Annotated in this window: 18 protein-coding genes and 1 pseudogene; 15 read left to right on the top strand and 4 right to left on the bottom strand. The window is 41.1% G+C overall.

Annotated features, from left to right (window positions below):
• Positions 1-141 precede the first annotated feature (141 nt).
• The 7 genes and pseudogenes from SK637_RS09000 to SK637_RS08970 form a co-directional block, all read left to right on the top strand.
• Positions 142-996, top strand: coding sequence for a MetQ/NlpA family ABC transporter substrate-binding protein (locus SK637_RS09000; protein WP_033689479.1), 855 nt, complete (start codon positions 142-144; stop codon positions 994-996).
• A 96-nt stretch (positions 997-1,092) separates the two neighbouring features.
• Entirely contained in the window at positions 1,093-2,466 is a 1,374-nt protein-coding gene (locus SK637_RS08995) for a M20 family metallopeptidase (protein WP_033689478.1), read from the top strand.
• A complete protein-coding gene (locus SK637_RS08990; RefSeq protein WP_033689477.1) occupies positions 2,459-3,520 on the top strand; it encodes a methionine ABC transporter ATP-binding protein in 1,062 nt (353 codons plus the stop codon). Before SK637_RS08995 ends, SK637_RS08990 begins: the two co-directional genes overlap by 8 nt.
• A gap of 1 nt (position 3,521) precedes the next feature.
• Positions 3,522-4,214, top strand: coding sequence for a methionine ABC transporter permease (locus tag SK637_RS08985; RefSeq protein WP_000444647.1), 693 nt, complete (start codon positions 3,522-3,524; stop codon positions 4,212-4,214).
• A 262-nt stretch (positions 4,215-4,476) separates the two neighbouring features.
• Positions 4,477-5,214, top strand: coding sequence for an Rgg family transcriptional regulator (locus SK637_RS08980; protein WP_237397629.1), 738 nt, complete (start codon positions 4,477-4,479; stop codon positions 5,212-5,214).
• Between the two features lie 184 nt (positions 5,215-5,398).
• On the top strand, positions 5,399-6,643 hold the full coding sequence (locus tag SK637_RS08975; RefSeq protein ID WP_033689475.1) for an MFS transporter: 1,245 nt from the start codon (positions 5,399-5,401) through the stop codon (positions 6,641-6,643).
• Positions 6,644-6,659: 16 nt separating this feature from the next.
• Positions 6,660-6,899 (top strand): annotated as a pseudogene (locus SK637_RS08970) (ABC transporter permease); the annotation flags it as partial.
• Positions 6,900-6,927: 28 nt separating this feature from the next.
• On the opposite strand, the gene SK637_RS08965 reads toward SK637_RS08970, so the two are convergent.
• The gene (locus SK637_RS08965) at positions 6,928-7,497 is read right to left on the bottom strand and encodes an MptD family putative ECF transporter S component (protein ID WP_000748388.1); all 570 of its coding nucleotides are present in this window, start codon (positions 7,495-7,497) and stop codon (positions 6,928-6,930) included.
• A 133-nt stretch (positions 7,498-7,630) separates the two neighbouring features.
• Between SK637_RS08965 and SK637_RS08960 the strand changes: the two genes are divergently transcribed.
• The 5 genes from SK637_RS08960 (at position 7,631) to nrdI (ending at position 12,327) form a co-directional block, all read left to right on the top strand.
• On the top strand, positions 7,631-8,245 hold the full coding sequence (locus SK637_RS08960; protein ID WP_033689474.1) for a YesL family protein: 615 nt from the start codon (positions 7,631-7,633) through the stop codon (positions 8,243-8,245).
• Positions 8,223-9,893, top strand: coding sequence for a sensor histidine kinase (locus SK637_RS08955; protein WP_284698238.1), 1,671 nt, complete (start codon positions 8,223-8,225; stop codon positions 9,891-9,893). The genes SK637_RS08960 and SK637_RS08955 overlap by 23 nt, the downstream gene beginning before the upstream one ends.
• Positions 9,894-9,904: 11 nt before the next feature.
• Positions 9,905-11,191, top strand: coding sequence for a response regulator transcription factor (locus SK637_RS08950; protein ID WP_033689473.1), 1,287 nt, complete (start codon positions 9,905-9,907; stop codon positions 11,189-11,191).
• A gap of 60 nt (positions 11,192-11,251) precedes the next feature.
• Positions 11,252-11,785, top strand: coding sequence for an ABC transporter permease (locus SK637_RS08945; RefSeq protein ID WP_033689471.1), 534 nt, complete (start codon positions 11,252-11,254; stop codon positions 11,783-11,785).
• Positions 11,786-11,862: 77 nt separating this feature from the next.
• Positions 11,863-12,327, top strand: coding sequence for a class Ib ribonucleoside-diphosphate reductase assembly flavoprotein NrdI (gene nrdI, locus SK637_RS08940; RefSeq protein ID WP_033689466.1), 465 nt, complete (start codon positions 11,863-11,865; stop codon positions 12,325-12,327).
• Between the two features lie 47 nt (positions 12,328-12,374).
• Here the strand turns inward: nrdI and SK637_RS08935 are convergent, their stop codons facing one another.
• Positions 12,375-12,833 (bottom strand): DUF3021 domain-containing protein, encoded by a 459-nt coding sequence (locus SK637_RS08935; protein ID WP_033689465.1) that lies wholly within the window; start codon positions 12,831-12,833, stop codon positions 12,375-12,377.
• A complete protein-coding gene (locus SK637_RS08930) occupies positions 12,830-13,270 on the bottom strand; it encodes a LytTR family DNA-binding domain-containing protein (protein WP_033689463.1) in 441 nt (146 codons plus the stop codon). The genes SK637_RS08935 and SK637_RS08930 overlap by 4 nt, the downstream gene beginning before the upstream one ends.
• A 206-nt stretch (positions 13,271-13,476) precedes the next feature.
• On the opposite strand from SK637_RS08930, the gene mutL reads away from it, so the two are divergent.
• Genes mutL through SK637_RS08910 form a run of 3 tightly spaced genes read left to right on the top strand, consistent with a single transcriptional unit; the run spans position 13,477 to position 16,608 of the window.
• Entirely contained in the window at positions 13,477-15,426 is a 1,950-nt protein-coding gene (gene mutL, locus SK637_RS08920; RefSeq protein WP_033689462.1) for a DNA mismatch repair endonuclease MutL, read from the top strand.
• Positions 15,427-15,441: 15 nt separating this feature from the next.
• Positions 15,442-16,035 carry a Holliday junction branch migration protein RuvA gene (ruvA, locus tag SK637_RS08915; RefSeq protein WP_033685590.1) on the top strand — a complete coding sequence of 198 codons (594 nt, stop codon included), beginning with the start codon at positions 15,442-15,444 and terminating at the stop codon, positions 16,033-16,035.
• 9 nt (positions 16,036-16,044) lie between these two features.
• The gene (locus tag SK637_RS08910) at positions 16,045-16,608 is read left to right on the top strand and encodes a DNA-3-methyladenine glycosylase I (protein ID WP_033689460.1); all 564 of its coding nucleotides are present in this window, start codon (positions 16,045-16,047) and stop codon (positions 16,606-16,608) included.
• A gap of 61 nt (positions 16,609-16,669) precedes the next feature.
• Here SK637_RS08910 and SK637_RS08905 read toward each other — a convergent pair whose 3' ends face one another.
• The gene (locus SK637_RS08905; RefSeq protein ID WP_033689458.1) at positions 16,670-17,701 is read right to left on the bottom strand and encodes a S66 family peptidase; all 1,032 of its coding nucleotides are present in this window, start codon (positions 17,699-17,701) and stop codon (positions 16,670-16,672) included.
• Position 17,702: the final 1 nt, after the last annotated feature.

Here is a 17,702-nt window from a genome sequence, read left to right as displayed (position 1 = left end):
ATCCATTCTGAGTAAGGTGGGTGATTTCTCAGTTTTTAGGGATATAGCTTTAAACTATATATCTGACTATCTAATAACAATTTGTGAAATCAAACAAATTGTGAGATACTAGTACGGTATTATTTTTAAGGAGAAAGAATCATGAAAATCAAAAAATGGCTTGGTGTAGCAGCCCTTGCTACAGTCGCAGGTTTGACTCTTGCAGCTTGTGGAAACTCAGAAAAGAAAGCAGACAATGCAACAACTATCAAAATCGCAACTGTTAACCGTAGCGGTTCTGAAGAAAAACGTTGGGATAAAATCCAAGAATTAGTTAAAAAAGACGGTATCACTTTGGAATTTACAGAGTTCACAGACTACTCACAACCAAACAAGGCAACTGCTGATGGCGAAGTAGATTTGAACGCTTTCCAACACTATAACTTCTTGAACAACTGGAACAAAGAAAACGGGAAAGACCTTGTAGCGATTGCAGATACTTACATCTCTCCAATTCGCCTTTACTCAGGTTTGAATGGAAGTGACAACAAGTACACTAAAGTAGAAGACATCCCAGCAAACGGAGAAATTGCTGTACCAAACGACGCTACAAACGAAAGCCGTGCGCTTTACTTGCTTCAATCAGCTGGCTTGATTAAATTGGATGTTTCTGGAACTGCTCTTGCAACAGTTGCTAACATCAAAGAAAATCCAAAGAACTTGAAAATCACTGAATTGGATGCTAGCCAAACAGCTCGTTCATTGTCATCAGTTGACGCTGCCGTTGTAAACAATACCTTCGTTACAGAAGCAAAATTGGACTACAAGAAAGCACTCTTCAAAGAACAAGCTGATGAAAATTCAAAACAATGGTACAACATCATTGTTGCGAAAAAAGATTGGGAATCATCACCTAAGGCTGATGCTATCAAGAAAGTTGTTGCAGCTTACCATACAGATGAAGTGAAAAAAATTATCGAAGAAACATCAGACGGTTTGGATCAACCAGTTTGGTAATAAGAAATAGGGAGGTGGGAGAGAAAATTCCACCTCTTGCTTTTGTATAGAGCATGGATTGTCAGGAAGAGTAATTCATAGAAAGGTAGAGAGAATATGGTTTTTCCTAGCGAACAAGAACAAATTGAAAAATTTGAAAAGGATCATGTAGCCCAGCATTATTTTAAGGTTTTGCATACCTTGATTTCTAAGAAATCGGTCTTTGCCCAGCAGGTTGGACTTAAGGAAGTCGCAAATTATCTGGGTGAGATTTTCAAGCGTGTTGGGGCTGAAGTGGAGATTGATGAGACTTATACGGCTCCCTTTGTCATGGCGCATTTCAAGAGTTCGCGCCCAGATGCCAAGACCTTGATTTTCTATAACCACTATGACACTGTACCAGCTGATGGGGATCAGGTGTGGACAGAAGATCCTTTTACTCTTTCAGTCCGCAATGGCTTTATGTATGGGCGTGGGGTTGACGATGACAAGGGTCATATCACAGCTCGTTTGAGTGCTTTGAGAAAATATATGAAGCACCACGATGACCTGCCTGTCAATATCAGTTTTATCATGGAGGGTGCGGAGGAATCCGCTTCGACAGACCTAGATAAGTATCTGGAAAAACATGCGAATAAACTCCGTGGCGCAGATTTGTTGGTCTGGGAACAAGGGACCAAAAATGCCTTGGAACAGCTGGAAATTTCTGGTGGAAATAAGGGGATTGTGACCTTTGATGCCAAGGTTAAAAGTGCTGATGTCGATATCCATTCTAGTTATGGTGGGGTTGTGGAATCAGCTCCCTGGTATCTCCTTCAAGCCTTACAGTCTCTTCGCGCTGCAGATGGCCGTATTTTAGTTGAAGGCTTGTACGAAGAAGTACAAGAACCAAATGAACGGGAATTATCCTTGGTAGATACTTATGCTCAACGCAATCCAGGGGAAATCAGCCAGATTTATGGTTTGGAATTGCCTCTCTTACAAGAGGATCGTGCAGCCTTCCTAAAACGTTTCTTTTTCGAGCCAGCCCTTAATATCGAAGGGATTCAGTCAGGTTATCAAGGACAAGGCGTTAAAACGATTTTGCCAGCAGAAGCCAGTGCTAAGCTAGAGGTTCGTTTGGTTCCTGGCCTAGAACCGCATGATGTTCTGGAAAAAATTCGGAAACAGCTAGACAAAAATGGCTTTGATAAGGTAGAATTATACTATACCTTGGGAGAGATGAGCTATCGAAGCGATATGAGCGCGCCAGCCATTCTCAATGTAATCGAGTTGGCCAAGAAATTCTATCCACAGGGCGTTTCAGTCTTGCCGACTACAGCTGGAACAGGGCCTATGCATACGGTCTTTGATGCTTTAGAAGTACCAATGGTGGCCTTCGGTCTAGGAAATGCCAATAGCCGAGACCACGGTGGAGATGAAAACGTGCGAATCGCCGATTACTACACCCATATTGAATTAGTAGAGGAGCTGATTAGAAGCTATGAGTAGAGATATTATTAAGTTAGATCAGATCGATGTGACTTTTCACCAAAAGAAGAGAACCATCACAGCGGTCAAGGATGTGACCATTCACATCCAAGAAGGGGATATCTACGGAATCGTTGGATATTCTGGAGCAGGGAAGTCAACCCTTGTACGGGTGATTAACCTCTTGCAAAAACCATCTGCAGGGAAAATTACCATTGACGACGATGTGATTTTTGATGGTAAGGTGACTTTGACGGCAGAGCAGTTGCGTCGTAAACGTCAGGATATCGGGATGATTTTCCAGCATTTTAATCTGATGAGCCAAAAGACAGCAGAGGAGAATGTAGCCTTTGCCCTTAAACACTCTGGACTCAGCAAGGAAGAAAAGAAGGCTAAAGTAGCCAAGTTGTTGGACTTGGTTGGCTTAGCAGACCGTGCTGAAAACTACCCTTCACAACTATCTGGAGGTCAAAAACAGCGTGTGGCCATTGCGCGTGCCTTGGCCAATGATCCAAAAATCTTGATTTCAGATGAGTCAACTTCTGCCCTTGACCCTAAGACAACCAAGCAAATTTTGGCCTTGTTGCAAGATTTGAACCAAAAATTAGGATTAACTGTTGTCTTGATTACGCATGAAATGCAGATTGTCAAAGATATTGCCAATCGTGTGGCAGTTATGCAGGATGGGCATTTGATTGAAGAGGGTAGCGTCCTTGAAATCTTCTCAGACCCTAAACAACCTTTGACTCAGGACTTTATCTCAACAGCCACAGGTATTGACGAAGCCATGGTCAAAATCGAGAAGCAAGAAATCGTGGAACACTTGTCTGAAAACAGTATCTTGGTGCAACTTAAGTACGCTGGAGCTTCAACAGATGAGCCACTTTTGAATGAATTGTACAAGCGTTACCAAGTAACGGCTAATATCCTCTATGGGAATATCGAAATCCTCGATGGCACTCCTGTTGGAGAATTGGTTGTAGTCTTGTCAGGTGAAAAAGCAGCGCTAGCAGGTGCTCAAGAAACTATCCGTCAAGCAGGCGTGCAGCTAAAAGTATTGAAGGGAGGACAGTAAGATGGAATCATTGATTCAAACCTATTTACCAAATGTCTATAAAATGGGCTGGGCTGGTCAAGCAGGCTGGGGAACAGCCATCTATCTAACTCTTTATATGACAGTTCTTTCTTTCATCATCGGAGGTTTCTTGGGGCTAGTGGCAGGTCTTTTCCTTGTTTTGACAGCGCCAGGTGGTGTCTTGGAAAATAAGGTCGTCTTCTGGATTTTAGATAAGATTACCTCTATTTTCCGTGCGGTACCATTTATCATTCTCTTGGCAGTCTTGTCACCCTTCTCTCATCTAATCGTAGGAACAAGTATCGGACCAAATGCGGCTATTGTACCCCTATCTTTTGCGGTCTTTGCCTTCTTTGCCCGTCAGGTGCAGGTTGTCTTGGCTGAATTGGATGGTGGTGTCATTGAGGCGGCTCAAGCGAGTGGAGCGACATTCTGGGATATCGTGGGTGTTTACCTATCAGAAGGTCTGCCGGATTTGATTCGTGTGACGACTGTGACCTTGATTTCCCTTGTTGGTGAAACAGCCATGGCCGGTGCGGTTGGAGCTGGTGGTATCGGTAACGTGGCCATCGCTTATGGATTTAACCGCTACAATCACGATGTGACCATCTTGGCAACCATCATTATCATTTTGATTATCTTTGCAATCCAATTCTTGGGAGACTTCCTGACCAAAAAATTGAGCCATAAATAAAAAAGAGCTAGGTCATCTGTACATCATTCATAGGAGTTGTCGTTATAGTTAAGACTTTAAATTCTCTGTACTGGTTGCTATCAATCGTCACTTTTATGAGTTAGAGAGTTAAGAATTGTGGGGAGTCAATATGCAAAATCTGGGAGAAGTTTTTAAAGAATTGAGAAAGAGTCGGAATGTATCTCTACAGGAGGCGACAGGGGGAGAGTTTACTTATTCCATGCTGAGCAAATTTGAGCGTGGAGAAGCAGACTTATCGTCTATGAAATTGATTACTGCCTTAGATAACATCCACTCTGATTTGAATGAATTTATGTACTTGGTACGTGGTTTTTCTCAGAAAAAGGCTTTGGCTTTTCAAGAAAATCTCTGGGAACTATATGATAGAGAAGGGATTGATTCTCTCCAATCCTTGTATGAAGAGACGACTCAAAAGTATAGATCAAGTGGTGAAACAAGCTATCTTTTACAAATGATTCGTATCAAGAGCCTTCTTGTGTTTTTTGATTCAGAAATAAGAGCAACGGATGAAGAACTAACTTTTCTCTATGACTATTTTTTTACTATTGATATCTGGGGAAATTATGAATTAGAACTATTTTCAACGATTTCTACTTTGTTCCCTCTGCCCCTCTACTTTAAATATTCTAGGGAGATGTTACAAAAGACGGATTTATTAGGTTCTTTACCTAGTAACAAAATCGGTATTGATACCATTTTGATTAATGGATTCTTTAAAGCAATAGAGGAAAAGGATAAATTAAAAGCAGACTATTTTGTTTTTCAGATTGAAAAACGAGAATTGCCAGAATCTGAAGCTTATCTTAAAATCATTTATATGATTGCTAAAGGGTATTATGATACTATTTTTAAAGTAGAAAATGAGGGGCTTGAAAAAATCCAAAGAGGCATTACAATCTTACAAGATTTAGAGTATATAGATGGTGCAAGATACTATGAAAACTATTTTGCAAGTCAGCTCTCAAATAAAGATTTGTAATATATTCCAATTACATCGACTGATGAAAAATAAATAGCCTTGTAGATGGATTGATAATTAGTAGTTTCTAGACGCTAGAGTTTCTATTTTCAGAAAAAATATATTACAAAAAAGTGGGGAATCCCGCTTTTTTTGTTAGACTGGTTTCAATAGAATATTCTTTGAAATGTGAGAAAGGCCTGTTATGAAACTATTCTTAAGACATCATTTATTTAGAATACTGACCTTATCAAGGTTTTTGAGCTCAAGTGGAGCTTATATTTATAATCTGGTATTTATCGTTTATGCTGCGAGTCTACCCTTTAAAAATATAGCTGTATTGATGGCGAATATGATTACGATTTTACCTTTCCTATTTACTTTTTATGTTGGGATTAAGGCTGATCATACTCGGAATAAAGCAGGGACAATTATCTGGGTTGGTTGTGTGCAAAGTCTACTATTTCTTTTGATTGCTAGTGTGATTCATGATCCGAACTTCGTAACGTTTGCTTTTATCTGTATGGTTAATATTTGTTCGGATATTTTATCAGATTATACAGCAGGTCTTCGTATGCCGATTATCCAGCATAATATTTCGGAAGATAAGCTCTATGAAGCTTATTCATTTACTCAGTTTGTTTCCTATTTATCAAATCTAGGAGGTCAAGCCTTAGGAGTGTGGTTACTCACAACAAGCCACCAAAATTTTTCTTTTGTTGCAATTGTGAATGCTGGCTTCTTTTTACTATCTTCTCTTATTTTGTTCAAAAATAGAAGAGAATTGACGCATTTGTCTGTAACGGTAGAGAATGAGTCGATTAGTTTATTTCAACAAGTTAAGTCAATCTATGCGGACATGGATGCTATCTTTAGACAGAGAGAAAGTCAATCATTGTTTAAAATGATTCTTGTTATTTTGGTAATGAATACTTTGGGAGGAGCTGTTGGAGGTATTTACCACTTTTACTTATTAGACCATACTATCTATCATCTCAGCTATGCTCAGGCCCTATTTTTAATTGAATGTGTTAGCTTGGGAGGAGCTATTCTTGGTAGCCTAACTCCCCATGATTATTTTGGGAAATTGTCGTTTTCAAGTTTGCTATCGCTCAATGCAAGTCTGTTTGTCGTGCTTTCTACTGCTAATATTTTAGATTTTTCTCCTCTAGTAGGTGTTGTTTGCTTAGCCTTTGTCATGTATTTGATGTCGAAATCAATGCCTAAATTAGATACTCTGTTATTGTCTAATTTGAGTGCGGATGTATTAGCTCGAAGTAATAATCTCTTGAGTATGATTTTTTCCCTAACATTACCTTTGGGGATGTCTGTATTTTCCTTCTTAGCTTTGCAAGATATCAGGCTTTGTTGGTGGGTGTTTTTGGTAGTGAGTGTGATAGGGTTGATTTTATCACTAGAAAAAAGAAGTTTTTCGGGTAAAAAATTTTAACCTAGGAAAATCAGGCTTACTAGAAGGTCTTCCGGATTTGATTCGTGTGACGACTGTGACCTTGATTTCCCTTGTTGGTGAAACAGCCATGGCCGGTGCGGTTGGAGCTGGTGGTATCGGTAACGTGGCCATCGCTTATGGATTTAACCGCTACAATCACGATGTGACCATCTTGGCAACCATCATTATCATTTTGATTATCTTTGCAATCCAATTCTTGGGAGACTTCCTGACCAAAAAATTGAGCCATAAATAAAAAGAGCCGTTTGGCTCTTTTTTAGTAATCAGATTTTCTGCGCAAATTTTTTACTCAAGGATTGTCCAATCAAGGCACCAACTAGGGCTCCGATGACAACACTTGCGATAAATAGAAGGATGGTTCCAGGGTCTGGAGCAACCATGATACGGTCGATATATTCTTGCGATTTTCCTCTTGCTAGAAGGGTAGCCATATAGGCTTTGGGCGCAATCCACATAAGTAAGATTGGGCCAGTTGAGCTAAAGGCAAAAATAATAAAAGAAAGAAAGTTCTTTGTTTGGTCCTTGTATTTTCCGAGGCTAGCTACTGCATCTGCTAGGAGGCCACAGATAATTCCAGGAAGGAAGGCACCAGCACCGTGTTTAGTTCCCAAGAAAAAGAGAGCAATGACAAGGCCGATAGTGGTAATGGCTCCAAAGCGCGGAACTTTTGCGACCAGAATCATATAGACGCTACCGCCGACAAGGGCAGTAAAGGCAGGCGCATAAAACATGTTTCCAGTTTGGTCAAAGAGATTGCCCAAAAGGACACCAATCCCCATGCAGAGGAAGTAAAGAACTGCAAAAAGCAGTGTAGTTAAGATAGATTTTTTCATGAATTGTCTCCTGATAATTTTTTCACAATTCTCATTGTACCATGGTTTGGTGGGATTGTAAATGGGCACTATAAGTTTTGAAAACGCTTGAAATATGATATAATAGTTTCATAGTTAATTTTAGGAGGATATCATGGGTAGGTTTTTAGACTTTGTCTTTAATCGTTTCTTTTTAGGGATGATTGCGACAGCCTTCTTTTGGCTATTAACCTTAACAGGGGGAATTATCCTTGGTCTAGCGCCGGCTAGCGCCACCTTGATGAGCTTATATGCAGAACATGGTTATAGTTTTCGAGAATATAGTTTGAAGGAGGCTTGGTCTCTTTACAAGCAAAATTTTGTCTCAAGCAACCTGATTTTTTATAGCTTTCTAGGAGTGGATTTAGTTTTGGTCTACGGCTTGTATCTCTTGGTGCAATTGCCTCATCAGACTATTGTTCATTTGATTGCGACCTTTTTGAATGTCCTAGTAGTTGCCCTGATCTTTTTGGCTTATACAGTATCTTTGAAATTACAAGTTTATTTTGATTTGTCCTATCGAAATAGTCTCAAACTATCCTTGATTGGCATCTTTATAAGCTTAGAGGCTGTAGCCAAGGTTCTCCTTGGGACAGCGCTACTTGTGGCAATTGGTTACTATATGCCTGCCCTGCTATTTTTTGTAGGAATTGGGATGTGGCATTTCTTTATCAGTGATATGTTGGAACCGGTCTATGAAAGTATCCATGAAAAATTGGCGACAAAGTAGGATGAAGCAGTTTTGGCTACATACGCTTCTAAGAACCTATAGTTCAGTTATGATGATTATTATTGCGAGTTTTGCAATCTTACTCTCTTACGCTGACTGGGATTCACGGGAAAAGGAAGCTCAAAGAGTAGCCCAGCGTGTAACCACTCGAACAGTCGATGAGGTGGAGTATTATTATAGAGAATCAGCCCAACTGGCGCAAGATTTAGTAGCCAATCAAGACCGTATACAAGGGGTTTATAAGTACTTTAGCTTGTCAACTTCTGAGTATTTTTATTGGCTGTTGGAGCATCAAGCAACTTCGTCAACTTCTATTTCTCTGTATGAAAACATTGATGATCTTTATGTCCAAAATGACTCTATAACGGGTGTTGCAATCGTCTTGCAGGATTTTAAAGAAGTTTATGTTTCAACAAGGGATAAAAGAAGTGGTCATATCTTGCCTGCTGAGGCCTTTAAACCAGAGGCCAATAGTTTTGGCATTCCAGTTCTGGATCCAGCAACGGATCAATCTATAGGAGTGATATACATCTCCTTGGATCCAGAAGTTTTATATCATGCAATTGACAATACCCGGGGTCATATTCCGATGGCTGTTACTGTGACATCGCCTTTTGATACGGAGATTTTTCATATTGGTGAGAGGGTCGATAGGGAACATGAGAACTGGTTTGTTGGTATGACCTCTCATGGATATCAGGTTCAGGTGACAGTTCCTAAAAACTTTGTTTTACAAGGAACAGTGGCTAGCTCTGCTTTGATTGTGGGTTTGAGCCTTCTCTTTATTGTCATTCTCTATCTGACGTTGAGGCAGACCTTTGCTAATTATCAAAAGCAGGTAGTGGATCTGGTGGATTCCATCAAAGCTATTGCCCAAGGACAAGAAGGTCTTCGCATTGATACGCTTGAAAAGGATCAGGAATTGCTCCTAATCGCGGAGACGACCAATGATATGTTGGATCGCTTGGAAAAGAATATCCATGATATTTATCAGCTAGAGCTCAGCCAAAAAGATGCCAACATGCGAGCCCTGCAGGCTCAAATTAATCCCCATTTTATGTACAATACTCTGGAGTTCTTGCGTATGTACGCAGTCATGCAGAGTCAAGATGAGTTGGCAGATATCATTTATGAGTTCAGTAGCCTCTTGCGTAACAATATTTCCGACGAAAGAGAAACTCTTCTCAAACAGGAATTAGAATTTTGCCGTAAATACAGCTATCTCTGCATGGTTCGCTATCCCAAGTCCATTGCCTATGGTTTCAAGATAGATCCAGAGTTAGAGAATATGAAGATTCCTAAGTTTACCTTGCAACCGCTAGTAGAAAATTATTTCGCTCATGGTGTTGACCACAGACGAACAGATAATGTGATTAGCATTAAAGCTCTTAAACAGGATGGTTTTGTGGAAATTTTGGTGGTCGATAATGGTAGAGGAATGTCGGTTGAAAAGCTGGCAAATCTCCGAGAAAAATTAAGTCAGAGACATTTTGAACACCAAGCCAGTTATAGTGATCAAAAGCAGTCTATCGGGATTGTCAATGTACATGAGCGTTTTGTGCTCTATTTTGGGGACCGCTATGCCATTACTATAGAGTCTGCAGAGCAAGCAGGTGTTCAGTACCGTATTACAATTCAAGATGAGTAGAAAGGGAGAAAATGTATAAAGTATTATTAGTAGATGATGAGTACATGGTGACAGAAGGTCTGAAGCGTTTGATCCCCTTTGATAAGTGGGATATGGAGGTCGTCGCAACAGCCAGCCATGCCGATGAAGCCCTAGAATATGTGCAGGAAAATCCAGTAGATGTGGTCATTTCCGATGTCAATATGCCAGATAAGACAGGGCTTGAGATGATCAAGGAAATGAAAGAGATCTTACCGGATGTTGCCTATATCTTGCTGTCAGGTTATCAGGAGTTTGATTACGTAAAAAAAGCCATGAACCTTAGTGTGGTGGACTATTTGGTCAAGCCAGTAGATAAGGTAGAGTTGGGAAATCTGCTGGAGAAGATTGCAGGTCAGCTCAGCGAGAGAGGAAAGAAAAGTCAGACCCTCAGTCAAGATTTAGATGAGGCTGGATTTGTTAGTTATCTAGGAGGTGAGGAGAATTGGTGGATAGGCCTATCCAAGGAAAAACAAGGCTCTTTTACCATTCCCTACTATGTCTTGGGTCAAGACTGGCAGATTTTTATTTCTGATCAACCCCTAGATGGTTTAGTCGTTACTCCCTTTGAAGCTCCCTATCAAGAACACTTTGAACGCTGGAAGCTGAATGCTGAGAAAGCCCTCTTTTACGGTTCTGTAAATCTAAAACAGTCTGAGAGCCTCTTTGCCTATTACGAACCGATTTATAGGGTTATCATTCAGGGAAATCTCAATCAAATCGTAGAAGAGTTAAATCTCTTGGAGAAGGTGGTTCTTGAAAATACGCCGCGTGTTCCGATTACCAAACAGCTTTTTATCCAGTTTGTCATGGATGTCTTTCATTTATTTGAACATCTCAAAGCTGATGATTTGACGGATATTGTCAAAACGATTCATGCTATTCAAACCTTCGATGAATTGGTTCATTATATCAAGGAAACTCTAACTCGCTTCTTTGGACAATATCGTATGAATGAAAATGTGGTTAGTGTACTGGAAGTTATTGGGCGTGATTATCAGAAAGAACTTTCCCTCAAGGATATCAGTAAGGATCTCTTTATCAATCCTGTCTATCTGGGGCAGTTGATTAAGCGAGAAACCAATTCGACCTTCGCAGAGTTACTAAATAAACAACGCATTAAGGCTGCTCAGCAACTTTTACTTTCAACTAGTGACAGTATCGAAGATATCTGTTATGCTGTTGGCTACAGTAACGTTGGATATTTTTATAAAGTTTTCCGAAAATTGTGCGGAAAATCACCAAAAGCCTACCGAAAACAGGTAGAAACTATACTATAAGATTTGTATCCCTTTACAAAAAGTGCTATAATATAAATAATAATATCAGGAGGTTCTATCATGAAAAAGAAACCGATTTATCTATGGGTCTTGCTAATCTTGTCTGCCCTTATTTCAGCTACGTCTCTGTTTGAACTTTTGAAGCCCTTGCCTAGTAAAGAAGTCCTTCGTGCTGCTCAAAAACAAGTTGCAGGGGTCAGTGCTCAGCAGGTAGAAGATAGCATTAATTTTAGCTATAGATTGGCAGAAGCATCTCATTCTATTTTTAATGTGGCCTTGGTTGTACTATCTGCTATTTTAGTGGTAGTAGCGATTGTATTCCTTGTTCGTAAGAATTTGCAGTATGCAAACTATACTTATGTCGGCTATGTTTTGCTAGCCATTATTGGTTCGATTTATACCTATGTGACTTTACAAGACGCTTTGCAGTTGGTTCAAGATGAAACTATGCGTTTGACAATGGGTATTGGTTCAAAAGCTGTCAGCATTTTCTATATCGTCATCAATGTTCTCTTCCTAGCCCTTGTCTTCTACAAGATATGGCGTCAGCAAAAAGCCTTGGCTGAAGAAGAGGAAACAGAAGAACTTGCCTAAGTATTGACAAAAAATAACTATCAAGTTACAATCTTGGTAGTTATTTTTCGATTATACATAAAATCATGGAGGTAAATATGAAGACAATTTCTTTAGTTTATATCAGTCTGAGCGGCAACACTGAGAGTTTTGTGACACGCTTGAAAGACTATCTCTTGTCCCAGTACGAGGGAATTGAGGTTCAAAAGATTCATATCAAGGATTTGGTCAAGGAAGGCAAAGATTTCTATGAAATGGACCATCCCTATGTCACTTTTTTACCGACCTATCTCGAAGGTGGGAATGGCGTGGATAACGGAGATGTTGAGATTTTGACGACACCAGTGGGGGATTTTATCGCCTATGGTGACAATGCTAGTAAGTGTTTTGGTGTAGTTGGTTCAGGAAATCGTAACTTTAATAACCAATACTGCCTGACAGCCAAGCAATACAGTCAACGTTTTGGTTTCCCTGTATTGGCTGACTTTGAAATGCGAGGCATGCTGGGAGATATCAAGCATGTGGCTGCAATTATCGCAGATTTGTATGAGTTGGAAAGTTGAGCTTAGGCTTGACTTTTTTATTATTCCAAGCAGTTTTATCAGAGCACTTACTTTCTATGCTCCAAGAGTTGATTGATATGGTCTACTTTTTTTGATGCTCTTTTATAGGAAATAGTCCAAATGATGAGGTAGACAATTGCAAACTCGATAATGAGCTGGAGGTAGAAATTCCAGTGGAAGGGGAACCAACCTGCTAGGGTTGCTAGTGGGACAAAGCCAGCCAGCATGAGGAAGAAATGAGTCAGAGTCGCACGGAGCAAGCTCCAATCACGGCTGAATAATCGCTTTCCAAAGTTGAAGAGAATACCGATAGTTGCCCAGATCAGTGTACAGTAGAGCAAGATCAGGGCACCGTGAACCTGATGCTGAGCCATCACTTGGCCGATGATAGAGTAGGGATTTAGTGGTGTGTAGGTATTTGGTGCATAAATGAGTGAAAAGATGATAGATAGGATGAGGCCGATAAGAACACCGGCGGTTGCGTCGTGAAATACTTGTTTTTTCATAGTTCTAATTTCTCCTTGATGGTTTTTAGGTAACGGCGTGAAGAGTAGGTGAAGCTTTCGTTTTTCAAGAAAATTTCTACCAGACCGTTTGGGGTTAGCTTGAGATGAGAGATGGAGTTGATATTGATGATTTCTGATTGGGAAATTTGGATAAAATTGCTTGGCAAGAGTTCAAGAACTTGATAGAGTCGCAAATCAATGTTGTAGGTCTGACTCGCAGTTTCTGCTAGAACCTTCCGATTCTCGATATAGAAGCGTTGTATCTTACCAATCTTAACGAGATAGACCTGATCATCAATCTTTCCTTTGATTGTTTCTCTTTGGTCAAGATTTTCTGCGAACTCGATGACTTTCTGGACTTTATCTGTCGGCTGAGGTGCTTGGACAATCAGTTTTTCCTCCTTGTAAGTCTCACTAATCTGTAGTTCTACTTTCATAAATTTCTCTCCTTGTTTTTCATACAAAATTGTGATCACTTCTTGTACACCTTTATTAAACACTATTTTACGATACCTGACAAGGGACTTTGTTTATGTGGAGGGATTTTACTCCTATGTGGCGCTTGCTTTTCTGTCCTATCTGAAATATGGTATAATAGCACTAATCAATTTCTAGGAAAATAGATACGGAAAGGGGCTGAAAGATGTCTCATATTATTGAATTGCCAGAGGTGCTGGCAAACCAGATTGCGGCTGGAGAGGTTATCGAGCGTCCAGCTAGCGTTGTTAAGGAGCTGGTAGAAAATGCCATTGATGCGGGCTCTAGTCAGATTATCATTGAGATTGAGGAAGCTGGTCTCAAGAAGATTCAAATCACAGATAATGGTCATGGAATTGCCCACGATGAGGTGGAATTGGCCCTGCGCCGCCATGCGACCAGTAAGATAAAAAATCAAGCAGACCTCTTTCGAATTCGGACGCTTGGTTTTCGTGGTGAAGCCTTGCCTTCTATAGCGTCTGTTAGTGTCTTGACTCTGTTGACGGCGGTGGATGGTGCTAGTCATGGAACCAAGTTAGTCGCGCGTGGGGGAGAAGTTGAAGAAGTCATCCCAGCGACTAGTCCTGTGGGGACCAAGGTTTGTGTGGAGGACCTCTTTTTCAACACGCCTGCCCGCCTCAAGTATATGAAGAGCCAGCAGGCGGAGTTGTCTCATATCATTGATATTGTCAACCGTCTGGGCTTGGCCCATCCTGAGATTTCTTTTAGTTTGATTAGTGATGGTAAGGAAATGACACGAACAGCGGGAACAGGTCAATTGCGCCAAGCTATCGCAGGGATTTACGGTTTAGCCAGCGCCAAGAAGATGATTGAAATTGAGAATTCTGACCTAGATTTCAAAATTTCAGGTTTTGTATCCTTGCCTGAGTTGACTCGGGCTAATCGTAACTATATCAGTCTCTTCATCAATGGCCGTTATATCAAGAACTTTTTACTCAATCGTGCTATTCTTGACGGTTATGGAAGCAAGCTTATGGTGGGCCGTTTTCCACTGGCTGTCATTCATATCCATATTGACCCTTATCTAGCGGATGTCAATGTGCATCCGACCAAGCAAGAGGTGCGGATTTCCAAGGAAAAAGAATTGATGGCCTTGGTTTCAGAAGCTATTTCCAACAGTCTCAAGGAGCAAACCTTGATACCAGATGCCTTGGAAAATCTTGCCAAATCGACCGTGCGCAATCGTGAGAAGGTGGAGCAGACTATTCTCCCACTCAAAGAAAATACGCTCTATTATGAGAAAACTGAGTCATCAAGACCTAGCCAAGCTGAGGTGGCTGATTATCAGGTAGAATTGACTGATGAAGGACAGGATTTGACTTTATTTGCCAAGGAAACCTTGGACCAGCTGACCAAGCCAGCAAAACTGCATTTTGCAGAGAGAAAGCCTGCCAACTACGACCAGCTAGATCACCCAGAGCTAGATTTAGCCAGTCTGGATAAGGCTTATGACAAGCTGGAGCGAGAAGAATCATCAAGCTTTCCAGAGTTGGAATTTTTCGGGCAAATGCACGGGACTTATCTCTTTGCCCAAGGGCGAGATGGGCTCTATATCATAGACCAGCACGCGGCACAGGAACGGGTCAAGTACGAGGAGTACCGTGAAAGCATTGGTGATGTTGACCAAAGTCAACAGCAACTCCTAGTGCCCTACATCTTTGAATTTCCAGCGGATGATGCCCTGCGTCTCAAGGAAAGAATGGCACTTTTAGAGGAAGTGGGCGTCTTTCTAGCAGAGTACGGAGAAAATCAATTCATCTTACGTGAACATCCTATTTGGATGGCAGAAGAAGAGATTGAATCAGGCATCTATGAGATGTGCGACATGCTCCTTTTGACCAAGGAAGTTTCTATCAAGAAATACCGGGCAGAGCTGGCTATTATGATGTCCTGCAAACGGTCTATCAAGGCCAACCATCGTATTGACGATCATTCGGCTAGACAACTCCTCTATCAGCTTTCTCAATGTGACAATCCCTACAACTGTCCCCACGGACGTCCTGTTTTGGTGCATTTTACCAAGTCAGATATGGAAAAGATGTTCCGACGCATTCAGGAAAATCACACCAGTCTCCGTGAGTTGGGGAAATATTAAACTAAAAGGAAAACTATGTACGAATATTTAAAAGGAATCATTACCAAAATCACTGCTAAATACATTGTTCTTGAAGTCAACGGTATCGGTTATATCCTGCATGTGGCCAATCCTTATGCCTACTCGGGACAGGTCAATCAAGAAGCTCAAATTTATGTGCATCAGGTCGTGCGTGAGGACGCTCATCTACTTTATGGATTTCGCTCAGAAGATGAGAAAAAGCTCTTTCTCAGTCTGATTTCGGTTTCTGGGATTGGCCCTGTATCAGCTCTGGCTATTATCGCTGCTGATGACAATGCTGGATTGGTTCAAGCCATTGAAACCAAGAACATCACCTACTTGACTAAGTTCCCTAAAATTGGCAAGAAAACAGCCCAGCAGATGGTGCTGGACTTGGAAGGCAAGGTAGTAGTTTCAGGAGATGACCTTCCTGCCAAGGTAGCAGTGCAAGCTAGCGCTGAAAACCAAGAACTGGAAGAAGCCATGGAAGCCATGTTGGCTCTGGGCTACAAGGCGACAGAGCTCAAGAAAATCAAGAAATTCTTTGAAGGAACGACAGATACAGCTGAGAACTATATCAAGTCGGCCCTTAAGATGTTGGTTAAATAGGAGCAGAGCATGACAAAACGTTGTTCGTGGGTCAAGATGACCAATCCTCTCTATATCGCCTATCATGATGAGGAGTGGGGGCAGCCCCTCCATGATGATCAAGCATTGTTTGAGTTGTTGTGTATGGAAACCTATCAGGCAGGCCTGTCTTGGGAAACGGTACTAAACAAACGCCAGGCTTTCCGAGAAGCCTTTCATGGCTATCAAATTCAAGCGGTTGCAGAGATGACAGACACCGAACTGGAAGCCTTGCTGGATAATCCAGCTATCATCCGAAATAGAGCCAAGATTTTTGCTACATGTGCTAATGCCCAAGCCTTTCTACAGTTACAGGCAGAGTATGGCTCTTTTGATGCCTATCTTTGGTCTTTTGTTGAGGGGAAAACGATCGTTAACGATGTTCCCGATTACCGCCAAGCCCCAGCTAAAACACCTCTGTCTGAGGAGTTAGCCAAAGATCTCAAAAAACGAGGCTTCAAGTTCACAGGCCCAGTCGCCGTCTTGTCTTTTTTACAAGCAACAGGGCTGGTTGATGACCATGAGAATGATTGTGAGTGGAAAAGTAGCAATTAGTGAGTATAGGTAACTAGAATATCTGAGAATATAGAAAAAAGCTGAGAAACTTTTCCCAGCTTTATTTGTTATAGTCAAAGCGAATGACTTGTTCCTGTGCATCTACATGAGCATGGACTCCGAAGGGTACAATTGCTCTTGGAGTTGCGTGGCCGACATTCAGATTATAGACAATCGGGATATTGCTGTCAATGATATCCAATAGTGCCTCTTTATAGTCGTCATAGAAAGTTTCATCCATAGGTTTTCCGACCAAGAGTCCATTGATGACCTCGAATATGCCAGTGTCCTTTAAAGTCCGCAATATCTTTTTGAAGTCTTCTGGCTCAGGCTTTTCTTCGCTTGTCTCTAGCAAGAGGATCTTTCCTTCCCAGTCTGACAAGTCAGGGAAAAGTTTGTATTTTTGGCAGAGCTCCGTGCTATCTGTGTATCGAGAGTTGTCAAAGATATCGTAGAGAGATTCGAGGCAACCACCGAGGATTTTTCCCTCGAACTGGGCAGTTCCTTGTAACAACTCAAAACCGGTATTTGCATGACTGACACGAGGTGTCCCCAGAGCCTTGGGACTGAAGTCAGTCCTTTCATCATACCAAACATTGCTAGGGCGGATTTCTGAGATTCTTCCCGTCTCAATCAATTCTTTAAAGTAGTGAAGGCTATAGGCTAGCATTTCTTTGTCTAATTCACAAATGTCTGCTAAGAAGGATTGACCATAAAAAGTCTTGATTCCTAGTTTATGCAACATGAGATGGTTCATGGTTGTATCCGAGAAGCCAAGAAAAATTTTTTGTTTGATAACCTTTTGGAGTTGGTCATTTTCAAAAAGATAAGGTAGTAAGCGATAGGTATCGTCTCCACCGATGGCACATAGGATCATATCGATGCTATCATCAGAAAAGGCATGAATCAAATCCTCTGCACGAGCTTCAGGATGGTTCTTGATAAAGTCTAATCCATTTAGCGAATGGGGCAAAAAGATAGGATTGAGTCCCAGGTCCTTGAGACGTTGGACACCCAAGTCCACTTCGTGTTTGACAAAGTCCTCTCCGATAATGCCACTAGATAAACTAACAATACCAATAGTAGAAATCATA

The sequence above is a fragment of the Streptococcus mitis genome, assembly GCF_000722765.2.
In the GTDB taxonomy this organism is placed as follows: Bacteria; Bacillota; Bacilli; order Lactobacillales; family Streptococcaceae; genus Streptococcus; species Streptococcus mitis_AQ.
The sequence above is the reverse complement of the archived record's forward strand: the minus strand, read 5'-3'. Positions and strand labels throughout refer to the sequence as shown.